A 24,348-nucleotide genomic window follows, 5' to 3' on the forward strand; every position below is an offset into this window, starting at 1 on the left:
AAATTTTGTACTGATCAATCCAAAACTAAGCGGTCCAACCTCCCTAAGGAGCACCCCACCATGCCCCGCGCCGTCCATCTCCTGGCCCTCGGCATCTTCGCCATGGTGACCAGCGAATTCGTCGTCGCCGGACTGATGCCGCAGATGGCCGAAGGGCTCGGCGCCGGCATTCCGGAGATCGGCTACCTCATCACCGCCTTCGCGCTCGCCATGGCCTTCGGCGGCCCCATCCTGACCGTGGCCGTGATGCGGCTGCGGCCGAAGACCGCACTGCTGGTGCTGTTCGCCGTCTTCCTCACCGGCAACGTGCTGGCCGCGACCGCGACCACCTACGGCGCGATGCTGGCGGCGCGGATCGTCACGGGCGTCGCCTCGCAGGCCTTCTTCGGCGTCGCCCTGTCCCTGTGCGCCCAGCTCACCCGCCCCGAGCTGCGCGGCCGGGCCGCCGCCGTCGCCCTGAACGGCCTGATGCTCGGCACGCTGCTGGGCCTCCCGCTGTCCACGCTCGTCGGCGAGCACTTCGGCTGGCGCGCCGCCTTCTGGGCCATCTCCGCCCTCGCCGCCCTCGCCGCGCTGTGCACCGCCGCCGGCATCCCCGCCGTGGAGCGCTCCACCGAGGGCGGGGGCCTCCGCCAGGAGCTGGCCGTCTTCAAGCGCCGCAAGCTCTGGCTCACGCTCTCGACCAGCACGTTCGTCATCGGGGCGACGTTCTCCGCGTTCAGCTACCTCAACCCGGTCCTCACCGGTCTCACCGGCTTCTCCACGGGCGCCGTCCCCCTGCTGCTCATCGCCTACGGGGCCGCCACCGTCGCCGGCAACTGGGTCGTGGGCCGCCTCGCCGACCGCCACGCCGTCCCCGTCCTGCTGTGCGGCCTGGCGCTCAACGCCCTCTTCCTGGCCGGCTTCGCCCTGACCGCGCACCTGCCCGTCCCGGCGGTGGCGTTCACGGTGGGCATGGGCCTGGTCGGCGTCACCATGAACCCGGCGATGGTCACCCGCGTCCAGCGCGCAGGCAACGCCCGCCCGCTGGTCAACACCATCCACTCCTCGTGCATCACCCTCGGGATCGTCATCGGCTCGTCGGCCGGCGGCCTGGCCGTCGACGCCTCCGGCCTGCGCGCCCCGCTGTGGCTCGGCGCCGCCCTGGCCGTCGTGGGGCTCCTCACCCTCGTCCCCGACCTCACCCGCGCCCGCCGGAAGCCTGCCGCGGCCGCCGCGGCTCCCACGGGCGCACCCGCCTCCGCCTCCGCCGCCTCCGCCCCGGAGTCCCCGTCCGCATCCCCCGAACGGCTCTCCGACGCGCCCGGGCCCATCGCCGCGTCAAGTCGGCCGTGATTTTTCCGGACGTTATCGAAGTGTGCCCAAGAGGTCGCGGGGACTGTCCGCGGAATGGCTGGTTCTACGCCGTAGGCCCAGTACTGGCGGGCCCCCGGGGCCTCCGGCCGCGCCGGGCCGGGCCCGCCCACTCATGATCAAAAAGTCACCGAGTGTCAGCATCCCGAGGGTCGTCACCCCCGTCGGTGCAACGAGCACGGCCTCAGACCGGTTAAGGTGGAAACCCCCCCTCGGGCCGGTCCGTATCCCCCCCACGGACCGGCCCGTTTTCTTTCCCCGTCATCACCCTGGGTGACGATCCGTGCGACCCGGGCCCTCCGGCCCGGGGGTCAGCCGCGGCGGGCCCAGATGTTGACGCCCTCGGTGCTCACCGCGAGGGCATCGATCTCGGCCAGCTCCCCGTCGGTCAGCTTCGGCGCCCCCAGCGCGGCCACGTTCGCCTCCAGCTGGGCCACGCTCGACGCGCCGATCAGCGCCGAGGTCATCCGCGGGTCGCGCAGCACCCAGCTCAGGGCCAGCTGGGCGAGCGACTGCCCGCGCCGCCCGGCGATCTCGTTCAGGCCCCGCAGCCGGCCCACCACGTCCCCGGTCAGCAGCGCCGGGTCCAGGGACTTGCCCTGCGAGGCGCGCGAGCCCTCCGGGACGCCGTGCAGGTACTTGTCGGTCAGCAGGCCCTGCGCGAGCGGGGCGAAGGCGATGCAGCCCATGCCCTCCGCCTCCAGGGTGTCCAGGAGCGCGTCGTCCTCGGTCCAGCGGTTGATCATCGAGTAGGAGGGCTGGTGGATGAGGGCCGGCACGCCCATGCCGCGCAGCAGCCGGGCCGCCTCGGCGGTCTGCTCGGCGCTGTAGGACGACACGCCCGCGTAGAGCGCCTTGCCCTGCTGGACGGCGGACGCGAGCGCGCCCATCGTCTCCTCCAGCGGGGTCTCCGGGTCGAACCGGTGCGAATAGAAGATGTCGACGTAGTCGACACCCATCCGGCGCAGCGACGCGTCCAGCGAGGACAGCAGGTATTTCCGGGAGCCCCACTCGCCGTACGGGCCTGGGTGCATCAGATAGCCGGCCTTCGTCGAGAGCAGGATCTCGTCGCGGTACGGCCGGAAGTCCTGTGCGAAGATCTTGCCGAAGTTCAGCTCGGCGGAGCCGGGCGGCGGGCCGTAGTTGTTGGCCAGGTCGAAGTGTGTGATCCCGAGGTCGAAGGCGCGGCGCAGAATGGCGCGCTGCGACTCCAGGCTGCGGTCGTCACCGAAGTTGTGCCACAGTCCCAGGGAGATGGCCGGCAGCTTCAGGCCGCTGCGGCCCGTTCGCCGGTACTCCATGGCGTCGTAGCGGGAATCGGCCGCACGATAGTGAGCGGAATGTGTGGAATCGGTCATGCGCATCTGACTATCACGGTCTTGTGACAGACCGAGTTGGGTTCCCGTGACACGCGGGCAGTAATGTGGCGCCCTCGGGGCGACCGCCGTGGCTTGGAGGGGCTGGAAACGTGAAGTTGCGCGACCTGGTGTACAGGCTCTACGCACGCCGGGTGGAAGGCCGCCTCGACCATGCGCAGGTGCCCAAGCACATCGGCGTCATCCTCGACGGCAACCGCCGCTGGGCGCGGGCCGACGGCCGCACGACCGAGCAGGGCCACCAGGCGGGCGCCGACAAGATCTCGGAGCTGCTCGGCTGGTGCGCCGAGACCGACGTCGAGGTCGTCACCCTCTGGATGCTCTCCACCGACAACCTCGACCGCCCGGCCGTGGAGCTCAACCCGCTGCTCGGCATCATCGAGAACACGGTGCGCGGCCTGGCCGCGGACGGCCGCTGGCGCGTCCACCACGTGGGCACGATGGACCTGCTGCCGGCCCGTACGCAGCAGGTGCTGAAGGAGGCCGAGCAGGACACGATCGGCACCCGCGGAATACTGGTCAACGTGGCTGTCGGCTACGGCGGCCGGCAGGAGATCGCGGACGCGGTGCGGTCGCTGGTGCTCGAAGCGGCGGAGAACGGGACGTCGTTCGAGGAACTGGCCGAAACGGTCGATGTCGAGCACATCACCAAGCACCTGTACACGCGCGGCCAGCCCGACCCTGACCTGATCATCCGCACCAGCGGTGAACAGCGGCTCTCGGGGTTCATGCTCTGGCAGAGCGCGCACTCGGAGTATTACTTCTGCGAGGTCTTCTGGCCCGCTTTCCGGAAGGTCGACTTCCTGCGCGCATTGCGGGACTACGCGGCGCGGCACCGCAGGTACGGCTCCTGACGGACCGGCGGTTCACCACGCCGCCGCATATGCCGTTGCATGGTCAAGCGGTCCAGCGGGAATATCCCCTCCAGGCCGACGGTCTGTCCTAAGACCGTCGCTCTGCCAGCGGGCGGCATGGGGCCGCCCGCCCGGGAGGCCCTTTGCACACGGACGACGACCGTGCGGACCGAGCGGCCCTGTCAGGCCGCGCGGCCGCCCGCGGAGGGCCGCAGCCGGGCCCTCGAAGGGCTCCGTTCCCGGCCCATTCCCCGGCGACGCCGTCGCGCCCCGACCTCCCTGAGGGGGTTCGTCCACCCGTGGTGACCAGCAAGAAGCGCCGTGAGAACGACCGGCGCACCTATGTTCTCGACACCAGCGTCCTGCTGGCCGATCCAGGCGCCATGTCCCGCTTCGAGGAGCACGAGGTCGTGCTGCCCGTGGTGGTGGTCACGGAGTTGGAGGCCAAGAGGCACCATCCGGAGCTCGGTTACTTCGCGCGGCAGGCGCTGCGTCTGCTGGACACGTACCGGGTGCAATTCGGCCGACTGGATTCCCCGATTCCGATCGGTGATCTGGGCGGGACGCTCAGGGTCGAGCTCAACCACTCGGATACGGGCATACTGCCCGCCGGCTTCCGCCTCGGCGACAACGACTCGCGCATCCTTGCGGTCGCCCGCAACCTCCAGGCCGAGGGGTACGACGTCACGGTCGTCTCCAAGGACCTGCCGCTGCGGATCAAGGCGTCGGCGGTCGGCCTGCTCGCGGAGGAGTACCGCGCGGAGCTCGCCATCACCGACTCCGGGTGGACCGGCATGGCGGAGTTCACCGTCACCGCCGAGCAGGTCGACGAGCTCTACGCCGCCGAGGTCATCCACGTCGCGGAGGCGGCGGAACTGCCCGTGCACACCGGCCTGGTGCTGCAGTCCGAGCGCGGCAAGGCCCTCGGCCGGGTCGCCGCCGACGGCTCGGTGCGCCTGGTGCGCGGCGACCGCGAGGCGTTCGGCATCCACGGCCGCAGCGCCGAGCAGCGGGTGGCGCTCGACCTGCTGCTCGACCCCGAGATCGGGATCGTGTCGATGGGCGGCCGGGCCGGCACGGGCAAGTCGGCGCTGGCGCTGTGCGCGGGCCTGGAGGCCGTCCTGGAGCGCCGGCAGCACCGCAAGGTGATGGTCTTCCGGCCGCTGTACGCGGTCGGCGGGCAGGAGTTGGGCTATCTGCCGGGCAGCGAGGCGGAGAAGATGAGCCCGTGGGCCCAGGCCGTCTTCGACACCCTCTCGGCGGTGACGAGCTCCGAGGTCATCGACGAGGTCGTCGAGCGCGGCATGCTGGAGGTGCTGCCGCTCACCCACATCCGCGGCCGATCCCTCCACGACGCCTTCGTGATCGTCGACGAGGCGCAGTCGCTCGAACGGAACGTGCTGCTGACCGTTCTGTCCCGGATCGGCGCCAACTCCCGGGTGGTGCTCACCCATGACGTGGCCCAGCGCGACAACCTCCGCGTGGGGCGGTACGACGGCGTGGTCGCCGTCGTCGAGAAGCTGAAGGGACATCCGCTCTTCTCGCACGTCACGCTCACGCGTTCGGAGCGTTCGCCGATCGCCGCGCTGGTGACCGAAATGCTGGAGGAGGGCAGGATCTGACGCTTCCGTTCCCTCGTAGTGGCGCGCGGCAAAGCCAAGGAGCCTAGCCGCGCGCCGCTGTTGCCCGCCGGGCTTTCCGTAAATGCCCGGCCATAAACGAGGTGTGACCTTTCCCACGTAACCCGGAATTGCCTCGGGGCATCCCGTTCGGGCAGAGTCTGCTTCCTGTCAGGCCCCGCATACGGCACTTCGGCCCCTCGTGGGCTAGTGCATGACCAGCTCGAAGAACTGAACAGCGCCGCCGTATGCCGCCCGAGCGTCACGCGGACCTCCCTCGCGGGAGGCCCCACGGGCCCGTGCCTCCCGTGACCGTTACGGAGGCCAGCGCCAGGGGCACGATCGCGCTCGTGTAGGTCACCCGTGCGGGCGATGCTGGAAGGAAAACGTGTGAGCCGGATTTCGGTCCGGGGATTCGCCGTGGCATCCGCCACCGCGGTCACCACCGTCGGCGCCGTCGTAGGTGTCGCTGCAGGCCATGACCAGGGCACGACCGACCGGGTCGAGGCGACCGCAGCGGACACGACGCTCCTCGCGGACATCCCCGCAGGACAGAACGTCCGGGCACAGGCCGCTTCCCTGACCCAGCAGGCGGACACGCAGTCCGAGGCCGCCGAGACCGCCGCCAAGAAGGACGCCGAGGAGACCGCGCGCAAGCAGGCCGCCGAGGACGCCACGGCGAAGAAGGAAGCCGCGGACGAGGCCGCCAAGAAGAAGGAGGCCGACGAGAAGGCCAAGGAGCGCGAGAAGGAGGAGAAGGAGCAGATCAGCTCCCGCTCCGCCACCCGCGACGCCTCGTCCTTCCCCGCCAAGAGCTCCTACTCCACCGCCGAAGTCCAGGCGATGGCCCGCTCCATGGTCCCCGGCGACCAGTTCCAGTGCTTCAGCAACATCGTGAACAACGAAAGCACCTGGGACTACACCGCGACCAACGCCTCCTCCGGCGCCTACGGTCTCGTCCAGGCGCTGCCCGGCACCAAGATGGCCTCGGCCGGCGCCGACTGGCGGACCAACCCCGCCACCCAGATCAAGTGGGGCCTCGGCTATATGAACGAGAGCTACGGCAGCCCCTGTGGTGCCTGGAGATTCTGGCAGGCCAACCAGTGGTACTAAGACTTGATCCGCAATTCACCAGAGGGTGAGCTGTGGACTGCACGCGGGGCGGGGTCCGGGCTTTCCGGCGTGGTCGCGCACGGGGCGTGGCTCATCCGGGGTCGCTCGGTCTCGCCGTCCGGCGGTTCGGTGAGCAGAGGTCACCCGCTGGCGGGGGACTGCCACGCGGCCAGCGCCCCGAGGGGTGTTCTGGCACGGTGTGGTTGACTCACTCAGGGCTTCTTCCAGCCCTTGCTCGAAGATGATTTGTGCGTGCCGCGACCGGGCGGTGTTCAGGGTCGCGGTCTTGGGGCCGTGCGGGTCGGTCAGGTCGACGAAGGCGGCCAGTGCGGCGGATACGAGGTCGCGCTTGCCGACCAGGCCGCACGCGGTGCACTTGTGCTCCCGGTCCCGTAGCGTCTTGGTGACGCGTTCCCCACACAGGCAGTGCTGCGACAGGGCGGTGGACCAGGTGGAGGCGCGTACGAGGCGGCCCCCGGCTGCCTTGCACTCGATCTCCAGGGCGGCGATGAGCATGCCGGGTGTGGTCTGGGAGAGGCGCTTGCCCCACAGTCGGTACCAGGTGCGGATGTCGCAGTCTTCCACCGTGAGGTTCGAGCCGTGGGCGGCGATGATGTCGCGGGCCACGGTACGGGCGCGGTGGCGCCGGTACTCGGCGGCGGACGCGGCGGCTTCGGCCTGGCGGGCGCGCAGCCGACGGTAGCCACCTGAGAGCCGGTCGCGATGGAACGCCTGTTTGGGCACCCCGTCCGAGCGGGAGTCACGGGCACCGCCCGGCACCGCAACGTCCTTGGGCTTGAGGCCCTTGGCGGCCCGGCGCTGGGCACGCGCGGTCTGCCGCTTGGACAACCCGTACTGGCCGGTGTTGGTGGCCCGGCGGGAGCGTTCCAGGGCGCGTGCGCGGCCCCGCCGCTTGCGGGTACCCTTCTCCAGCCGCGCCCGTTCCTGATCGGTCAGCGTGATCTCGGAGGATGCCGGGCCACTGTCGGCGGGGTCCAGGGATGCAGGGAAGGAGACGACGGAGAGGTTGGAGACATTGCCGTCCACCCCGCCGATCCGATCCAGCCCAGCAGCCTGCCGCCGCATCCGGCGGACCGCCGGGGAGGCGTAGCCGGGTCCCAGCACCATCAGGTGCGCCTCATACGCCCAGCCGCCGGGCGCGGACACCTTGCGGCGGCGCACGAGGTCCACCTTGTGCCAGTGGCCGGGATGGGCAAGGAAATGCTCAACCCGCGCCCACTGGCCCGGCCCTTGGGGGACGTGGACGGGCAGTACGAGGTCACCGCGCTTGCTGTCGGGGCCGCCCGCGAACACCACGGCCAGCGGGCCAGTATGGTCCCACCAGGACGCCTTGCGCATGCCCGGCTTCCCGGACGCGGTGAGCTTGCCCGTGGGCACCTTGCCCTCCGGCACGGTCGGCTTCGGCATGCGGCGGGGCTGCATCAGCTCATGCCGGCCGCCGCTGGTGTAGGCCATGGCGTGGCCGTGGAGGGTGCCGACGAGGCGGAAGGTCTCCCACTTGTTCTCGGTGGTATGGGAGCGGGCGCGTCCGGGGATGCGGGTGAAGTCGTGCCAGCGCCCGACCCTGGGGCGCCCGTGGCGCTTGCCGGTGACGTCCGGGAACAGGTGGCGCTGCACCCCGTTCCACACCTCGTCAGCGATGTGCATCGCCAGGGCCTTCGAAGCGTGGTGCTTGAGGTGCCCGGCGCCCTCCAGGTGCCGGTATGCGCACCGTTCCAGGGCCTCACGGTTCAGGCCGAGGCGCTGCCGTACTGCCTTCGCCCCATGGGTATCGCGCTCATGTTTGGCGCGCCAGTAGGCATCGGCCTTGGCGCGAGTGTCCCGCTGGACGGCCTGCTTGATTGACCACATCGCACCGAACAGCTTCTCCAGCCGCGCCACGTCGGCGGGGTCGGTGACGGCCAGCGGCAGCACCATCACCGACACGAACCCGCCGTCGGGCTTGGCCCACTTCGGGGCCTTGTTCTTCCCCCGGAACTTCCTTGGCGGCTGGGCATGCTGCATGTCCGTCACCCCCCTTCTGGATTAGTTGGCCTACGACACTCTACACAATTAGTTCAGCTATGACAGTCGAGATAGAGTAGCCTCTATGACGATCAAGATTCCTGGATACGAGGATGCGAAGCAGGCGGCGGCGCGGCTCGAGGTGACCGTTCAGCACATCTACAACCTCAACAGCAACCGGGCCGACTTCCCGGCCCCTGTATACGTCGGCCGCACCCCTCTGTGGCCGGTTGACCGGCTGGACGCCTGGCGGGCTGCCCACCCCAAGCCGGGGAAGCGATAAGTCACCTGTCCCGGATTCGGGAAGTAACTGACCTCATGCACTGCTGCGGTCGTTTGTGTCGAAGATCAGTACTATCGGCCTGCGGCCCCCGCTCCCGGCTGTACTGGACCGGACTGGCAGTTAAAGCATTCCTCGTGCTGGTTGCCCGTATCGCCGCCCACCTGCCGAAGCCGGGATGCGGACCTCCGTGGACACTTCTGCCGGACAACCGCGCCCTGTCGGCCGCCATTGACTGGCGCACGAACTTGACCCACCGGTAGCTTGCCGACCTGTTCGCGGTCGGCGTCGCCACCGTCCACCGCATCATCGACCGTCTCAAATCCGCGATCGCCCGACCCTTCACACCGCCCGAAGGAAGCCGGCTGATTCATGGGTGGTGGACGGCACCTCGATCCCCGTGAATGGATACAAGGTGATGTCGCGCTCCGAGAACTACCGGCGCTCGGTGAACATCCAGGTCACCATCCGCGCGAAGGACCGGCGCGTCATTGTCGTGGGCGGCTCCTGGCCCGGCAACCGCAACGACATCACCGCCTTCCGTGCCACCATGGCCGATCACTTCACAAGGTCTTCAAGGTTCCCCGTCGGCGCCGCGGGCGCGGCGGCCAACAGCACTGCCCCGCACCGTCGCCGCGTTCCACAACCTCAAGATCGACTACGCATGATTCACGGAACCGCTTTAAGTGTCCCGGCTGGCCGTGTCGCCCGGCTCCCCGATCGTACGAGCTCCCGGTCTCAACCAGACCGGGGGCTCGCGCCGTCTTCCCCGGCAACGCGGCCCGGGTAACGTTCACCCTGGCCACGGGGGAGTGGGGGTAGAGGAAGAGAAATGTCCAGATTGCCACGATGGGTCGGTGGTGTGGGGGCGGGTCTGACCCGCCTCGCCCGGCGGCTCGAGGAGCGCTCGGCCGAGGCGGCGGGCGCGGGCGCCTCCGGCGCGGCCGGTGCCGGTGCTCCCGAGCCCGACGCCGCCGCCGAACCCGTACGCACCTCTCCGCCGAATCGTTCCGGCTGGTCCGGGGCGGCGTCCGTCCCGGACCCGGGGGCTGCCGGAGGGCTGTCCTCCGCCGCGCCTTCCGCAGGCGACTCCGCATCCGCCAGCGGTCCCGCGGACGACGCGGCCGGCGGCCGCGCTCACAGCGGCCCGCCCGCCGCAGGCGACCACGTGCCGCCGCCGCCCGGCTACGCTCCGGCGGTCCCGGCGCGGCCCGACCCCGTCGCCGCTGTCCCCTGGGGCGTGCGGGTCGCGGCCGAGGTCGCCTGGCGGCTGCTGATCCTGGCCGGCACCCTCTGGGTGCTGATGCGGGTGATCAGCGCCGTCCGCCTGGTGGTGCTGTCCTTCGTCGTCGGCCTGCTGATCACCGCCCTGCTGCAGCCCACCGTCGCCTGGCTGAAGAGACGCGGCGTGCCCCGGGGGCTCGCCACGGTCATGACCTTCATCTCCGGCTTCGTCGTCATGGGCCTGGTCGGCTGGTTCGTGGTGTGGCAGGTGACGGACAACCTCGACGACCTGTCCGGGCAGGTGCAGCAGGGCATCAAGGACCTGAAGCACTGGCTGCTGACCAGCCCGTTTCACGTCACCGAGAAGCAGATCAACAACATCGCCGACAACCTCAGCACGGCCATCGGCGCCAACACCAAGGACATCACCTCCGCCGGCATAGAGGGCGTCCAGGTGATCCTGGAGGTGCTGACCGGCATCCTGCTGGCGATGTTCAGCACGCTCTTCCTGCTCTACGACGGGCCGCGCATCTGGGAGTGGCTGCTGAAGCTGTTCCCGGCGGCGGCGCGTGAGGGCGTGGCGGGCGCGGGCCCGCGGGCGTGGGCGACGCTGACGGCCTACGTGCGGGGCACGGTGATAGTGGCCCTGATCGACGCGATCTTCATCGGCATCGGGCTGTTCTTCCTGAACGTGCCGCTCGCGGTGCCGCTGGCCGTCTTCATCTTCCTGTTCGCCTTCGTCCCGCTCGTGGGCGCCGTGGTCTCCGGCGCGCTCGCGGTGGTCGTGGCGCTGGTGACGAAGGACGTGTTCACGGCCCTGATGGTGCTGATCGTGGTGCTCGCGGTGCAGCAGATCGAGGGCCACGTCCTGCAGCCGTTCATCCTCGGCCGCGCCGTGCGCGTCCACCCGCTCGCGGTGGTCCTGTCCGTGGTCGCGGGCTCCCTGATCGCGGGCATCGGCGGCGCCGTGGTCGCCGTGCCGCTGGTCGCCGTCACCAATACGGTCGTCGGCTACCTCCGCGCCTACGCCAGGGATAAGGCGGTGGCGTCGATCACCCCACAGGACGAGCCTCCCCCCGGGCCGTGACCAGGGGGCGGGATTATGTCTGCCGCCCATGCGGAGCGGGCTCCGGCCGTGACGGCCGGAGCCCGCTTGCAGTGCGGACGGTGCGAACCTGCCGTAGCCGCCTCGCGCCAGAAGTCCGTAGAGCCTCGAAACTGAACTGTGCCGAAGCAGGGCACGGAGTACCCTTCCGGCCCGGCTTTGCCGCGGCATGGCCGGCCCCGGGGACGACTAGGCACAGCTTGCCGCCGCGACCGCGCCACTCGGTGCACTACGGAGATGATCAGTGCAACTCGCAATCAACGAGCATCCGTCCTCCGGAGGGGTCAGCCGATCGTGCAACCCACGCCGAAGTCCCTGGCCACATGCGTGTTGAGGTAGTGGCAAGAGTCTGACCCTGGGATGCCTAGTTGCAGAACGAGCGACGTGCATTGATGGCCATCGAGCCGTCGGCGGTCAGCATGATGGCGGTGATCGTCGGGCAATCGTCCATTCTGACCGGTCCTGCATACTGGCTAAATACGCCTTCGTCGACCTGGCAGGTCGGATTGGTCGAGTTGTTGCAAATCTTCAGCTTCATTTGCCGCGCAACATCTGTGTTGTTGTCGAAGATTGCGCATATGGTGTCACGCGGCCCGAGGCCGCCGTTCGAGTAGGCGAACAAGGTTCCCCACCTAATTGCGCGCTCAGGAAGGCGCTCCGCGTAAATCAGTTTGTAGCCCGAGCCGCAAACAGTCGCTCCCGCTTGGACGGCAGAGGGGCTGGCGGCTGCGATCTTCCTGGTCTCGTCACTCGCTCTGGCTGCTATAGCACTTGAACTCTTCTGTTGCTCAGCAGCCGACGGGGTGGCGGTGAGTCCGATCAAGGCGATGGTTGCGGCTGCTGCTGCTGCCAATCGTGCAGTGATCACGTGACGCCTTCCAGATAGGTTGATGCGACCGCCGGATATCATCACGGGAACTGAATCAGACCAAGTCTCTAGCCAGGTGGATGGCTGGTTCACGTACAGTTATTGGCGGGATCGCCACCATGGTGTAGCGCTGGAAGCTTTGGTGAGGCATCTAGGCGGCGCGATCGCCCAAGGGTTGTCCCAGCGAGGGTTGGGCAAGGTTCTAGCCCAAACCGTACTGGCCGTCAATGGAGTGACACCGCGTTGGTAGGCCCAATGACTTGCTGAGCGGAATGGTTGCCCTACTGACGCGGGCAATGATTATTTTGCACTGTCCTGGTCGCGCTTGAACACTTTATAGTAGTCGACATAGCCGATTTCGAGCTTGAATGCAATGCCGTGCTTCCTGCGGATGTCGGAAACCGTTCGTGATTCGGGCTCACGTAGGAATCGTGTGACGGGGGGATCGTTGTCCATGCCGCTAGGCGGCTCTTCGATGAAAAAGGGTTTGCGATCGCGTACCGCATCCCAGGTCAACGTCTGTCCGCTGGTGAACAGTTGCGTCGGTTCCGGCGCGTCAGAGCCATGCGGATTCGGCCCGTTCCCTCGATAATATTCAACGAGCCTGCTGCCGTAGTTGTCATGCGCGAACGGTATGGTGCTGCCAGGTGTCCCCGGCTGAGACTGGCCGCGGTCGCCTGCGGTGAGGACCTTGTCGAGAACGTCACCGATCCGGTTGCGGTCGGCGCCATAGTAGGCGGTAATGTTCATCGAGCATTTGATCTTGTAGGTGTCATGGCCATCCTGAAAGAACCACTGCTTTCCCGACCCTCCTTGGCATAAGTCGCGCACTACGACTAGGCCGAGGGTGAGAGGGGTGCGGTCGGCGTATGCCTGCACCACTGCCCGGAGACGCATCTCCGTCTTCTCCCGGGCCTGCGTTGCCTGGCTACTGTCCGCGAGCCTGCGTAGCTCCTTCGGGCTGGTGGCGGCCGACGTGCAGGCGGAGAGGGCGAACAGCGCGGCAGCGAGTAAGGCGCCGGACTTGGTCTGCGGGCCACGGCAGCGCCGTTGACGCCGATCGTTCCTTGCCGAGAGACGCGCCGCCTCATGCTCCTCCATACCCGCCACTCCCCTTTCTCGACCGCACTGTTCGTCCGAACACGGGTCTCCTCTCCCCGCCACTGCCGGCCAAACCGGTCGGGCATGCGGAAGTGTCCCTAATGAGTCCGGGGCAGCCCTTGGAGGGCTGCCCCGGCGTGATCGCGACTGGTCGCTACAGGCTCATGCCCGTCATCGTGCGCTCAAGGGAGTCCGCGTAGAGGCGCGCTCCCCCGATCTTCGGGTGGAAGGACTGAGCAGACAGACCGTACTGGTTGATGAGTGGCCAGTCCTTGATCGGCTCGTCAGACCTGACGAGTGTTTTGACGATGCCGTGAACTTGCTCTGGGCCACCACACACGGCCTTGCCCGCGAAGTCGCTCTTCGGGTTGGAGAACCACGCCTGAGCGCCTTCTCTCTTCGCGTCGTCGACTGCGCCCTGCATCGCCGCGGCCAGAGTGTCGGCTGTTTCGTTGAGCCAAGCCGTCGACGATTCGGACAGCCCAAGACTGTTGGTTATCCTCAAGCATGACCCCTTATCGGAGATCAGAGGGGGGTACCCCATGAGGACGATCTTCGCGTGCGGAGCTTTAGCCCTGATCTGCAATAGGGTTGTCGTAATGTCCGGTCGGACGATCTCGTTGATGATGCCCGGAACGGCAGCCTCCAGATTTTGCCCGACAAACTTCTTGTCCCGTCCGCCGAGGGGTCCATCCGGTTTGTCGAATGTCTTGTCCTTGCAGTTGCCGCCGCCGAGGGATAGAAGGCATTTCTGGATTATGTCAGAGAAACGGGAATCGTTGCCGCCGATGGAGATCGTGACCAGGCTGGTATTCTGGTCCAGATAACCCTGGTCGAGCTGAGGTATCTCGCCGCCATTATCTTGGGTTATCCCGTTGGGTAGCACGTTGTATGTGCGTGCACCGGAACATGCAACCAAGTGGTAGTCCATGTCCGGGTTCAATATGTCATCCAGATCACCGATGGACTGCGACGTGCCCGGGAGTGCTGCCTGGCGCGACCATGCGTAGCGGGACCGATGGCAAGCGTTGCGCTCCTTCGGACTATTCTTGTCGCGGTAGTTGGTTTCCGGGTAGTAGTCCCGGTCGCCTTCCGACGCGCCTTCTCCGGAGGAATACGAGTCGCCCATAGCGACGATCATGTTCTTCGGCTTGCCTGACAGAGGCTGGAAGGCGATTGCGCCCCAGGCGATGTCCTCGTCAGCTGTACCGTCTGGGGTGGTGTTCGACAGAGTCACGGTCGGCTGACCCGTAAAGCGGAAGACGCCCAAGCTGACCCAGCGTCCCGCGCGTTGCGTGACGTATCGATCGTAGCTGTCGCTATCAGTGTTGAGGACGCGGTAGTGCGCCTGCCTCGTTTGCGCGCCGGTATCCGGCAAATGCACCAAGACTCGCGCCCAGTTGAGGCCCTGTCCCAGGGTCCACGTGCCTGTTGCGGTCAGCCGGCCATCGTCGCCGCCGAGATGGGGAACATTGCGGGTGTGCGTATACCAGAAGTGTCCGCCATACCCGCCACCGACTGAATGCAGATCCTCCTTACCCTCGTAGTGTCCGTCCTTGTCGGCGTTGAACTGAAAGTGGAAACTTCCTGCCGAACTGACACGGCCGCATTCGGACCATGTCTGTGTCCCGTCCGGTACCGAGGACACGACCTTCGCACCCGATGGGGCTCCTGTGCACACCGGGGTGCCGGCCTTCAGCCGGTAGCCGCGCCCCGGCTCGGGAATCAGAGTTGCGTACTTGAGGCTCTCGTAGCCGCACATGGTGGCGCAGGATTTCCATGTCGCGTTTGGCTGGTTCCACCAGAACTGCTTGTAACAGTTCGCATCCGGACAGTTCGGCGGAGACTTCGGATCGCACCCGTTCTTGGCGTTGCAGAACACCTCCAGCGCCGGAGAGACCATCTTGCGGTAGTCCTTGTCGGTCCACCACGCGGGCTTGAACCCAGCCGACGAGAATCCGTGCTCGCCCGGCCAGTCTTGACGACCGTCGGTACCGTAGGAGAAGCCGGTGTCGATGGACCAGGCGGCCCAGCCCATTACCTTCTCCTCATACGGCCAGTCCTGCGGATGCGCGGCGTCCTTGATGGCTGAAGGGCCGTCCACGTCGGTGTCCATGAACGGGTGGCCCCAGCTCTTCTGGTAGAGCGGGTTGGCCGGATTGTTGTACCAGCCCAGACCCCAGTGCCCTCCGTTCTTACCTGCATCCGAGGCCCGGTTGAAGCCTAGGTTGTAGTTCCACACGGCGGTGAACCAATTCTCGACCTTGGCCGGATCGTCGTCGTTGACAGTTATCTCTTGCCCCTCGGTGTGGACCTCGTTCCACTTGTCGGCAAGGATCTGCATGGAAGCGGCGATGTTCGTGGCGTAGTCGATCGCGACGGCCTTCTGCACGGCAGGGGGAAGGGCGGTCTCCTTGTGCCCGTTGTCGTCCACCTTCTCGTGACCGGCCAGCCGCATGCCGTCGGTGACCTGCCCGACACCGTACCCGCAGTCGGACTTGTCCCAGTGGATCTGCCAGTAGGCGTCCGGATCATCCTTGGCGGCCTTACGGCCGTAGTAGCCGTCCGTCGCAGCGAGTGGGTTGCCCATCTGACCTGGTATCGAGCCCGCTTCAGCCTGCCAGAGGTTTGACTCCTGAGCCATGATGCCGAGCATCACGCTCGCAGGGATGCGTTTGCCGCCCTTCAGCGTCGGCGGTGGGAATAGGCCCTGCGGGTCGATCGTGCCCAGGCCGGCCTGATCGCGGTATCCACCCTGCCGCAGGTACTGGGCGCGCAACTGACCGCGGACAGCCATGTCGACAGCCCACTCGACCTGGTTCGGCGTCGGCTGTAATGCCTGCGCCTCCATGTCATTGCGGGAGATGGCGCAGACGCGGTCGGTGTCACGCGGATCCTTCGACGTCTCGGTGTCCGCTGCGCGTGCCGACGGGGTGAGCCTCTTCTCGTTGATGGGGCGAGCTGGGGAGGGCTCCTTCCCGTTCGACGCTGTCGTTTCCGTAACTGTCTGCGTGATCTTCTTCCCAGTGGTGGTCGCCGTGCTGGTGACTGTCACCTCCTCTTCCCCGGGCATCGTCCCCCGGCTTTGTGGGACGGTCTCCGCCTTGGTGAAGCCCTTGCCTGCGTTCTTGATGTCTCCTAGCCCAGTGCGGACGCCGGGAGTGAGGACCGGGTCCACGGCCAGACGCCCTTGGGTGGATATATCGGCATTGGCAGGGGCGTTGATCCGGGTGACGCCGGTTCCCTCTACCTTCAGGGAACCCTTGGGGCTGCCGGTGAGGAATGCCTGGCCTTCATCGCCCTGCGTCAGGTGGAGGTCGCCAAGCTTCCCGAACGCGACTACAGCAGGCCTGCCATGCCCATCCCACACCTTCGCCTGGGCGGTTTGCGTATCCTTGCGGTCGACGAAGCCGACCTTTCCGCCTTGCACGGGTCGGATGTCGAACGGGACGCTGTCCCCGGCAGCGAGACTCTTCACCTTGCCTGAGTGGTCGACGTGTACCAGGTTGCGGCCGCTCGCAGCCAAGGCCCCGTCCGCAACCGGCACAGCGCTGGTGATCTCACCCTTCATGTCCGTTTTGCTGAGTGTCGTCCCGGCTGTGTTGACGGTCAGGACGCGGGTTTGCGTCTTGCTCAGGTCGTTCATGTCCCGGAAGGCGGTGAATGCTGCTGTGTGAGTCTGCGTGTTGCAAGACGGGTCGAAGTAGGCGAGGGACGCGGTGAAGGGCAGCTTCTGTACCGTGGAGGTCTTGACGTTGACGATTGCGGCAAATGCGCCGCCCTGCATCAGGTCCGGTTTATTCGTAAATGTGCGCGGTGCGTAAACAGCTGCGACGTGATCAGGGTCCATGACGCACTGGTTGCCGATCCATGAGTCTGCAGACATGCTCGGTTCGGCAAGCGCGGCGACGGTCTTCCACTCGTACGCGTTGCTGCTGTCGGCAACGAGGATCTTCAACCCGTCGGCGTCTGCGGCGGCTGTCACGGCCCGGTCCTTGCTTGCCTTCCACCCATCGCCGAGATTTCTGTCGGGATTTTTGACAGGCCCGGGTGGGGCTGGTCTGTCGTGAGGAGCGGTGCTCCGGCCGGTGGGCGGTTTGGGTTCCGCAGATGCGGGGGTTATCTGTAACAGGCCGCCGGATAAGGCGATGCAGGCCGCAGCAGCGGCCAGCGGCGCATATGCTTGTCTTTTGGGTCTCAAGAGGATTCCGTGTTCTCTTCGATTTTATGCGTGTTGGGCAGTGGCACGGCACAGCCTGCCCGGCTGAGCTGCCAGAAGGGTGACGGGGGGCGGTGTCGGCCGGTAAGTGGATCGCCTCAGCGGACTGAGGTGTTGTGCCTGCTCGTGCAGGGGTAGCCAGTAGCCAATGGCCGGGATTACGCGGACTTAGTGAGCTACCCAATGCTGGATTGCTGAGAATTCTCGCAAGGGTCTGCGAGAATGCGGAGCCTAGGTCCAGGTGCCGCAGCCTGCCAATAGAAACCGAGTGTGATCAGGAATCGCGGCACGGGCCGAATTCGAATGAGGCAGGCTTGGGACGAGCCCGAGAAGGTTACTTGGCCTGTGGCAGTGAGTAAGCCCCGGAGTGAATCTTGCTCAGGGGGTTGCTTCGCCGTAATGATCCTGGTTTCCGAACTGACGCTGTACTCCGCCTTTGGGTTTATGCGGATCCCGCTCATAGGCCGCGTCGGCCGAAGCGGTATTGGCAAGGAAGGCGTCGACAGTCAGTGGAGAAATCGTTGCCAGAGATACCGCTTTAGCGCGCCATCGATAGGTGTTCATCGTCCCCCCTGCGAGATCACGTTCGATGTTGATCGCGTGTTCGGTGTGCCTGGAGTAGCTTACCGAGAGTGGGTGGGACGCATGAGTCGTCTTCGGCCACCAACAGCTGAGTTTTTAGCCGAAACCGACCAGGACGTCGCCGACAAGTAGCAGCGGTGCGGGTGCGGGGTGCTGCGGAGAATCGCACAGCGGTCTCTGGAGTTGGCCAAGGAGGAGTGTCCGGACGCGGGCTCGGTGTTCACTCTGGTTGGCTAGTGAACAGGAGGGGGCTCTGCTGCCGGAATGGTCGGTGCCGAGGCGCCGTAGGTGCGCCACTCTCAAGTTGGGGCGGAGGCATCCCCGCCCAAGGCCCGGACCTGCCGGGGGGTGATGCCGCTCCCTTTCATCCGGAGACGTTCCTGTCCGGCTCGGTGAGGGTGGAGGCATGAGTACTCCGGAGCCCCAGTAGCCGCCGTCGGCGATGACGATCACATTGCCGCAGATGTCCTAAGTCCAGGCTCAGCAAAGGCGGCCCGGCAGGATGCGAGGCCAGGAGGAAGACTGAGAAGTCAGTATCGACATACGACCGGGGCCCACCGAGCATGGTGCTCGGTGGGCCCCGGGACGCGACTCAATGGCCGATCAGTTACTGCGCCAGGACCTGCTCGGCGTCCAGGGTGGCGCCGGCGGCCTGCAGGACCGCGGCGATCTTGAACGCCTCCTGGATCGTCTCGCGCGAGACGCCCGCCTTGCGGAGGACCTGCTCGTGCGAGTCGAGGCACAGGCCGCAGCCGTTGATGGCCGAGACGGCCAGCGACCACAGCTCGAAGTCGACCTTGTCCACGCCCGGGTTGCCGATGACGTTCATCCGCAGGCCCGCGCGCAGGTTGCCGTACTCCGGGTCCGACAGCAGGTGCCGGGTGCGGTAGTAGACGTTGTTCATCGCCATGATCGCGGCGGCGGCCTTGGCGGCCGTGTACGCCTCGGGCGACAGGTTGGCCTTGGCGACCGGCTCCAGCTCGCGCAGCACGATCGGCGAGCGGGTCGCGATCGCGCAGGAGAGGACGGTGCCCCACAGCTGCTGCTGCGGCAGGTCGGAGTTACCGATGACCGAGCCGAGGTTCAGCTTCAGGTCCTTGGCGTAGTCCGGTATGGCGGACTTCAGTTCATCGAGCGCCATGGGAGATCAGCTCACTCGCCCGCGAGGAGCTTGACGGCGTCGAGGGTCTCCTCGCCCTTCGACCAGTTGCAGGGGCACAGCTCGTCCGTCTGCAGGGCGTCGAGGACCCGGAGGACCTCCTTGGGGTTACGGCCGACGGAGCCGGCGGTCACCATGACGAACTGGATCTCGTTGTTCGGGTCCACGATGAAGACGGCGCGCTGGGCGTAGCCGTCCTCGCCCTCGACGCCGCAGGCCTGCATGAGCTCGTGCTTGGCGTCGGCCAGCATCGGGAAGGGCAGGTCGCGGAGGTCCTTGTGGTCCTTGCGCCAGGCGTGGTGGACGAACTCGGAGTCGCCGGAGACGCCGAGGATCTGGGCGTCACGGTCGGCGAACTCGTCGTTCAGCTGGCCGAACGCGGCGATCTCGGTCGGGCAGACGAAGGTGAAGTCCTTGGGCCAGAAGAAGACGACCTTCCACTTGCCCTCGTGGGTCTTGTTGTCGATCTGCGCGAAAGCCTTGTCCGCGTCGAGGTCCACACAAGCGGTCAGGTCGAACTCGGGGAACTTGTCACCAACAGTGAGCACGCGCTCTCCTTGCAGCGAGCAGGAAGCTCCGTGACAGGAGTTTCCTTCGGGGTTGGACATGAGCAACCCTGCCACAGGAGCCATTGATAACGGAAATAGCTAGACTGGGCGATGTTGATCGGAGGTGCTTATCAAATGTCATCCGCACCGGCAGCCGTAGCTGCCACGAGCCCGGGGAGCGGGCGTCCTCGCCAGCCCAGCATCGCCCAGCTCCGGGCCTTCGTCGCCGTAGCCGAGCACCTGCACTTCCGCGACGCCGCCACGGCCCTCGGCATGAGCCAGCCCGCGCTCTCCGGGGCCGTCTCCGCCTTGGAGGAGGTCCTCGACGTCCAGCTCGTCGAGCGTACGACGAGGAAAGTGCTGCTCAGTCCCGCGGGCGAGCGGCTCGCCGTCCGCGCCCGCACCGTTCTCGACGCCGTCGCCTCGCTCATGGAGGAGGCCGACGCGGCCCGCGCGCCCTTCACCGGCGTCCTGCGCCTCGGGGTGATCCCGACCGTCGCGCCGTACCTCCTGCCGGCCGTCCTGCGCCTGGTCCACGACGCCTACCCGGACCTCGACCTGCAGGTCCACGAGGAGCAGACGTCCTCGCTGCTCGACGGGCTCACCCAGGGCCGGCTCGACCTGCTGCTGCTCGCCGTGCCGCTCGGCGTGCCCGGCGTCACCGAACTGCCCCTCTTCGACGAGGACTTCGTGCTCGTCATGCCCCGCGACCACTGGCTGGCCGGCCGGGGCGACATCCCGCGCGAGGCGCTGCGCGAGCTCGACCTGCTCCTCCTCGACGAGGGCCACTGCCTGCGCGACCAGGCCCTCGACATCTGCCGCGAAGTCGGCCGCACGTCCGGCGCGCTGGGTACGACCAGCGCGGCCGGGCTGTCCACGCTCGTCCAACTGGTGGGCGGCGGCATGGGCGTTACCCTGCTGCCGCGCACGGCCCTGCGCGTCGAAACCGAGCGCAACGCCCAGCTCGCCACCGGCTCGTTCGCGGATCCGGTGCCCTCGCGCAGGATCGCCCTGGCGATGCGGACGGGCGCCGCGCGGCAGGAGGAGTTCGGGCAGTTCGCCGAGGCGCTCCGCAAGGAGTTGCGGAAGCTGCCGGTGCGCGTCGCGGCGCAGTGAACGGGCAGCCCCCGGAGCCCGGTTGAGGGCCGGGCTCCGGGGGCTGCGCGGGGGGCTATTCCGTCCGCAGGCCCTCCGGCCGCGTCAGCCGCCACAGCGCGGGCAGGCACGCCACGGTGACCAGGACGATCATCCCCGCGCCCGCGCAGATCAGGGGGACGAACGCGAACCAGTCCCGTACCCGCTCGTCGATCAGGGCGAGCAGCAGCCGCCCCAGGCCGAGGCCGGACCCGACGGCCAGCGCCATGCCCAGCGCCACGGGGACCGCGGTCTGCCACAGCACCGACCAGCCGATCGTCGCGCGGCTGGTGCCGCAGGCAACCAGGACGGACAACGCGCGCCTGCGCTCGCGCAGTTGCTCCAGCGTGCCGACGAGCATGCTCAGCGCGATCAGCGCGAGCACGCAGACCGCGCCGATCGTCAGCCCCTCCTCGACGGCCGCGAGGTGGTTCTCCTTCACCACGCCGCCCAGGCGCCACACCCGCATGCCCGGGTCGACGGCGGCGGCGGTGTTGCGGAACCGTTCGACGGAGTCGTCGCGGTCACCGGGGTCGACCCGGGCCAGCACGGTCGTCCTGGCGTCCGGGATCGCCCGGGCGTCGATGGCGGAGGGGGTGGCCAGCACGCCGTACTGGTGGTCGCCGGTGGGCCCGGGAAGGGTCTCCACGACCCGCGCCGACGCCGGAACGGTCCACCGGTAGGCGGGTGTTCCCCGCTCCTTCGCCCGCTCGAAGCCGTCCATCTCCAGCGCGGTGCCCGGCGGGAAGCGGCCGGCGGTGTTGACCTCACCGTCCTTCTCCGTGGCCACGAAGACGTCGCCCTCGCGGCACGAGTCGATCCTGGCCAGCGTGCGCAGGACGGAGCAGTCGGCGACGTGCACCGTGGTGACGTCGTGTTCCTTGCCCGGGACGGTCGCGTACTGCTCCACGAACGCGACGGCGTCCTGCACGCCGGGCGTGGCCCGGAACGCCTTCGTGTACGCGACGATCTCCTCGGGCGTGCCGGGTCGGTACGAGGCCTTCACGTGGGACCAGCTCGCGACGCTCCCGCCGGGCCTGTCGTGGCCGCTCTGCATGCCGGAGAGCACCATCTGGACGGCGATCGCCCCGGCCACGGCGACGGTGATGCCGCTGACCGCCCGCGCGGCCGTGCCGCTGCCGGCCTGCAGCCGCCGCGTCGCCAGCTGCCAGGGCAGCGGCCCGCCCCGGAACCGGGCGACGCACGCCTCGACCAGCCACGGCAGGACCGCGGCGACGCCGATCAGCAGCAGCGCCGCGCCCGTGGCGACCATGGCCGTCTCCACCGGCCCGTAGAAGGGGCTCCGGGCGACCGCCACCGTGCTCGGGACCAGCAGTGCCAGGCCCACGGCGGGGATCAGCAGCCGCCACCACAGCCTGCGCCGCCGGGTGGGCGCGCCGCGGACGACCCCGAGCGGCTCGATGGCGACGCGGCGCAGCGCGGACAGGGTCACCACGACGGTCAGTACGGGCACGGCGACGGCGATCAGCGCGGCCAGCGCGGGGCTCGGGGTGACGTCCGAGGGGAAGAGGGTGACGTCGCGGACCGTGACGTGCGTGGCGAATCCGCGGGTGAAGAGGAAGATCCCGGCACCGGCGAGCAGGCCGAGCAGCGCGCCGCACAGGGCCTCGCCGGCCGCGATTCGCCGGGCCGTGGCGCCGTCCGCGCCCACCAGCCGCAGGGCCGCCAGCCGCCGGTCGCGGCCCTCGCCGCCGAACCGGACGGCGGCCGAGATGAAGACGCCGACCGGCAGCAGCAGGATCACGCACGCGAGGGCGATCAGGACGACCAGCTCGCCGTCCGTGGGCAGGCCGGGCGCGTCGTCGCCGAAGTGGTCGATGCGCACGGCGCCGTCGCCCGGTGCTAGCCGGCCGTCGCCCGCGTAGAAGAAGAGCTCGCTGGGGCCGACGAGGCCCGCGGGCGCGATGGTGCCCACGGTCCGGTAGGGGAGCCGCTCGCGCAGCAGCTTCCCGGCGTCGGTGTCCAGGAGCCTGCCGAGGGCGGGGGAGACGACCATCTCGCCCGGCCGGGGCAGGTCCGTCACGCCGGGCGGCACCGGGGCGTCGGCCCCTTCGGGGCGCAGCAGCGCGCCGCCGACCTTCTTGTCGCGGAAGTCGGTGCCCGCGTCGCGGTACACCAAGGTGCCGCTGCTCTTGCGCGGCTCGTGGCCCGGCTGCTCGAACTCCAGCGGTGTGTCCACTTGGCGGGCCGCCGTGCGCCGGTCGCGCTCGTCCAGCAGGTGCGGCACGGACGCCGCGACCGCCAGGACGGCCACGCCGAGGCCGACGGCCAGCGCGGTGAGCACCGCGCGCAGCAGCCCCTCGCGGCCGCCGGCGACCGTGAAGCGCGCGCCCATGCGCAGGTCGCGGAACCAGGCGGCGGCGCCTGCGGGCCCGGTGGGCCGGTCGGCGGGCCCGCGGCCGGGGCGCGGAGTGCCGTGCTCGTCGTTCCGTGCGGTCACGACAGCCCCACCCCCGCCATGTCGCGCGCCCGCCCGTCCCGTACGACGACCTCGCGGTCCGAGTACGCGGCGACGCGCGCTTCGTGGGTGACCAGGACGACCGCGGCGCGGGTGTCGCGCGCGGCCTCGGTCAGCAGCCGCATGACGCGCTCGCCGTTGAGGGAGTCCAGGGCGCCGGTCGGCTCGTCCGCGAAGATCACGCGCGGGGTGGTCACCAGGGCGCGGGCCACGGCGACGCGCTGGCTCTGGCCGCCGGATATCTCGCCGGGCCGCTTGCCGCGGGCGTCGGCGACCTCCAGCTGCTCCAGCCGGTGCAGGGCCTGCAGCTCGGCCTCCCTGCGCTTGACGCCGTTCAGCCGGAGCGGCAGCGCCACGTTCTCCAGGCAGGTCAGCTCCGGCACGAGCTGGCCGAACTGGAAGACGAAGCCGAACTCGGTGCGCCGCAGGGCGCTGCGCTCGGCGTCCGGAAGGGCCGACAGGTCGCGCGCGCCGTAGCGGACCGTGCCGGCGTCGGGGCGGACGATTCCGGCCAGGCAGTGCAGCAGGGTCGACTTGCCGGAGCCCGACGGGCCCATGACGGCGACGACTTCGCCCGGGTGGACGGAGAAGTCCGCGCCGGCCAGTGCGGTCGTGGGGCCGTACGCCTTGTGCAGCCCGGCCGCGGCGAGCAAGGAGCCGGACGGGGCTGCGGGGGAGCGGGTCACGGCCGCACCGCCTCGGCCAGCTGATCGAGGCGGGCAGCGGTGATTTCCAGCCACCGCAGGTCGGCCTCCAGATGGAAGAGGGCGTGGTCGCAGATCAGCTGGTCCGCGAGGTCGCCGCTCACCTTGCGCCGGGTGAGCTCGCGCATCAGCCGCAGGTGCTCGGTGCGCTGGGCGTCCAGCAGGGAGTCCGCGTCACGCCCGGTCAGCAGGGCCACGACGACCTTCGTGTAGAGGACGGACTGCAGGTACGGCTCGGGCTTCTCGGGCTCGGCGAGCCAGCGCCCCACGTCCGTGATGCCGGCGTCGGTGATGGCGTAGCGCTTGCGTTCGGGACCGTCGCCGTGCTCGATCCCGTCGACCTCCACGAGGCCGTTCTTCAGGAGGCGCGACATGGTCGCGTACACCTGGCCGTAGTGGAGCGGCCGGTCGTGGCCGAAGCGGGCGTCGAAGGCGCGCTTGAGGTCGTAGCCGTGGCACGGGCCGGACTCCAGGAGCGCGAGCAGAGTGTGACCGATGGACATGCCGGGGACTGTACACCGTGGGTATACATCGCGTGTATACCCATGATGTACAGATGGCGTGATCTTGATAGAACCGGCGCCCTGTACGGTTTCCCGCACTGC

The 24,348-nt window shown here is 68.3% G+C and carries 18 protein-coding genes; 7 read left to right on the forward strand and 11 right to left on the reverse strand.

The features are described from left to right. The first annotated feature begins 60 nt into the window (after positions 1–60). Entirely contained in the window at positions 61–1,335 is a 1,275-nt protein-coding gene (locus IF61_RS0118345; protein ID WP_030367508.1) for an MFS transporter, read from the forward strand. A gap of 329 nt (positions 1,336–1,664) precedes the next feature. On the opposite strand, the gene mgrA is transcribed toward IF61_RS0118345, so the two are convergent. Then, positions 1,665–2,711, reverse strand: a complete 1,047-nt coding sequence (mgrA, locus tag IF61_RS0118350) for an L-glyceraldehyde 3-phosphate reductase (protein WP_030367509.1) — start codon at positions 2,709–2,711, stop codon at positions 1,665–1,667. 110 nt (positions 2,712–2,821) lie between these two features. On the opposite strand from mgrA, the gene IF61_RS0118355 reads away from it, so the two are divergent. The 3 genes from IF61_RS0118355 to IF61_RS0118365 all read left to right on the forward strand — a co-directional run bounded on the left by IF61_RS0118355 (position 2,822) and on the right by IF61_RS0118365 (position 6,315). Next, positions 2,822–3,583, forward strand: a complete 762-nt coding sequence (locus IF61_RS0118355; protein WP_030367510.1) for an isoprenyl transferase — start codon at positions 2,822–2,824, stop codon at positions 3,581–3,583. A gap of 299 nt (positions 3,584–3,882) precedes the next feature. Next, complete coding sequence (phoH2, locus tag IF61_RS0118360) at positions 3,883–5,205, forward strand: RNA 5'-3' helicase PhoH2 (protein ID WP_030367511.1); 1,323 nt, start codon at positions 3,883–3,885, stop codon at positions 5,203–5,205. Positions 5,206–5,592: 387 nt separating this feature from the next. Then, positions 5,593–6,315 carry an aggregation-promoting factor C-terminal-like domain-containing protein gene (locus tag IF61_RS0118365; protein ID WP_030367512.1) on the forward strand — a complete coding sequence of 241 codons (723 nt, stop codon included), beginning with the start codon at positions 5,593–5,595 and terminating at the stop codon, positions 6,313–6,315. 15 nt (positions 6,316–6,330) lie between these two features. Here IF61_RS0118365 and IF61_RS0118370 read toward each other — a convergent pair whose 3' ends face one another. Further along, positions 6,331–8,340, reverse strand: coding sequence for a zinc ribbon domain-containing protein (locus IF61_RS0118370; protein WP_030367513.1), 2,010 nt, complete (start codon positions 8,338–8,340; stop codon positions 6,331–6,333). An 85-nt stretch (positions 8,341–8,425) separates the two neighbouring features. Here IF61_RS0118370 and IF61_RS0118375 point away from each other — a divergent pair, with 85 nt between their 5' ends. Next, on the forward strand, positions 8,426–8,623 hold the full coding sequence (locus IF61_RS0118375; protein WP_030367514.1) for a helix-turn-helix transcriptional regulator: 198 nt from the start codon (positions 8,426–8,428) through the stop codon (positions 8,621–8,623). 829 nt (positions 8,624–9,452) lie between these two features. Continuing rightward, a complete protein-coding gene (locus IF61_RS0118385) occupies positions 9,453–10,931 on the forward strand; it encodes an AI-2E family transporter (protein WP_030367515.1) in 1,479 nt (492 codons plus the stop codon). Positions 10,932–11,313: 382 nt separating this feature from the next. Here IF61_RS0118385 and IF61_RS34310 read toward each other — a convergent pair whose 3' ends face one another. From IF61_RS34310 to IF61_RS0118410, 6 genes are all read right to left on the reverse strand, one after another. Further along, the gene (locus IF61_RS34310) at positions 11,314–11,817 is read right to left on the reverse strand and encodes a hypothetical protein (RefSeq protein WP_245684551.1); all 504 of its coding nucleotides are present in this window, start codon (positions 11,815–11,817) and stop codon (positions 11,314–11,316) included. Between the two features lie 300 nt (positions 11,818–12,117). After that, positions 12,118–12,918, reverse strand: a complete 801-nt coding sequence (locus tag IF61_RS0118395) for a hypothetical protein (RefSeq protein ID WP_030367517.1) — start codon at positions 12,916–12,918, stop codon at positions 12,118–12,120. 154 nt (positions 12,919–13,072) lie between these two features. Next, positions 13,073–16,903 (reverse strand): GDSL-type esterase/lipase family protein, encoded by a 3,831-nt coding sequence (locus IF61_RS0118400; RefSeq protein WP_245684552.1) that lies wholly within the window; start codon positions 16,901–16,903, stop codon positions 13,073–13,075. 612 nt (positions 16,904–17,515) lie between these two features. Then, positions 17,516–17,701 (reverse strand): hypothetical protein, encoded by a 186-nt coding sequence (locus tag IF61_RS35920; RefSeq protein ID WP_157848626.1) that lies wholly within the window; start codon positions 17,699–17,701, stop codon positions 17,516–17,518. 625 nt (positions 17,702–18,326) lie between these two features. Next, the gene (locus IF61_RS0118405; protein WP_030367519.1) at positions 18,327–18,860 is read right to left on the reverse strand and encodes an alkyl hydroperoxide reductase; all 534 of its coding nucleotides are present in this window, start codon (positions 18,858–18,860) and stop codon (positions 18,327–18,329) included. Between the two features lie 11 nt (positions 18,861–18,871). Next, complete coding sequence (locus IF61_RS0118410; RefSeq protein WP_030367520.1) at positions 18,872–19,426, reverse strand: peroxiredoxin; 555 nt, start codon at positions 19,424–19,426, stop codon at positions 18,872–18,874. Positions 19,427–19,561: 135 nt separating this feature from the next. On the opposite strand from IF61_RS0118410, the gene IF61_RS0118415 reads away from it, so the two are divergent. After that, entirely contained in the window at positions 19,562–20,542 is a 981-nt protein-coding gene (locus IF61_RS0118415; RefSeq protein WP_078660315.1) for a hydrogen peroxide-inducible genes activator, read from the forward strand. Between the two features lie 55 nt (positions 20,543–20,597). On the opposite strand, the gene IF61_RS0118420 is transcribed toward IF61_RS0118415, so the two are convergent. Genes IF61_RS0118420 through IF61_RS0118430 form a run of 3 tightly spaced genes read right to left on the reverse strand, consistent with a single transcriptional unit; the run spans position 20,598 to position 24,246 of the window. Continuing rightward, complete coding sequence (locus IF61_RS0118420; RefSeq protein ID WP_211264901.1) at positions 20,598–23,021, reverse strand: ABC transporter permease; 2,424 nt, start codon at positions 23,019–23,021, stop codon at positions 20,598–20,600. Beyond that, positions 23,018–23,725: an ABC transporter ATP-binding protein gene (locus tag IF61_RS0118425; RefSeq protein WP_030367523.1), complete on the reverse strand. Its 708-nt coding sequence runs from the start codon at positions 23,723–23,725 to the stop codon at positions 23,018–23,020. Before IF61_RS0118425 ends, IF61_RS0118420 begins: the two co-directional genes overlap by 4 nt. Beyond that, on the reverse strand, positions 23,722–24,246 hold the full coding sequence (locus IF61_RS0118430; RefSeq protein WP_030367524.1) for a PadR family transcriptional regulator: 525 nt from the start codon (positions 24,244–24,246) through the stop codon (positions 23,722–23,724). Before IF61_RS0118430 ends, IF61_RS0118425 begins: the two co-directional genes overlap by 4 nt. Positions 24,247–24,348: the final 102 nt, after the last annotated feature.

Source organism: Streptomyces roseoverticillatus, from assembly GCF_000719265.1.
Lineage (GTDB): Bacteria > Actinomycetota > Actinomycetes > Streptomycetales > Streptomycetaceae > Streptomyces > Streptomyces roseoverticillatus.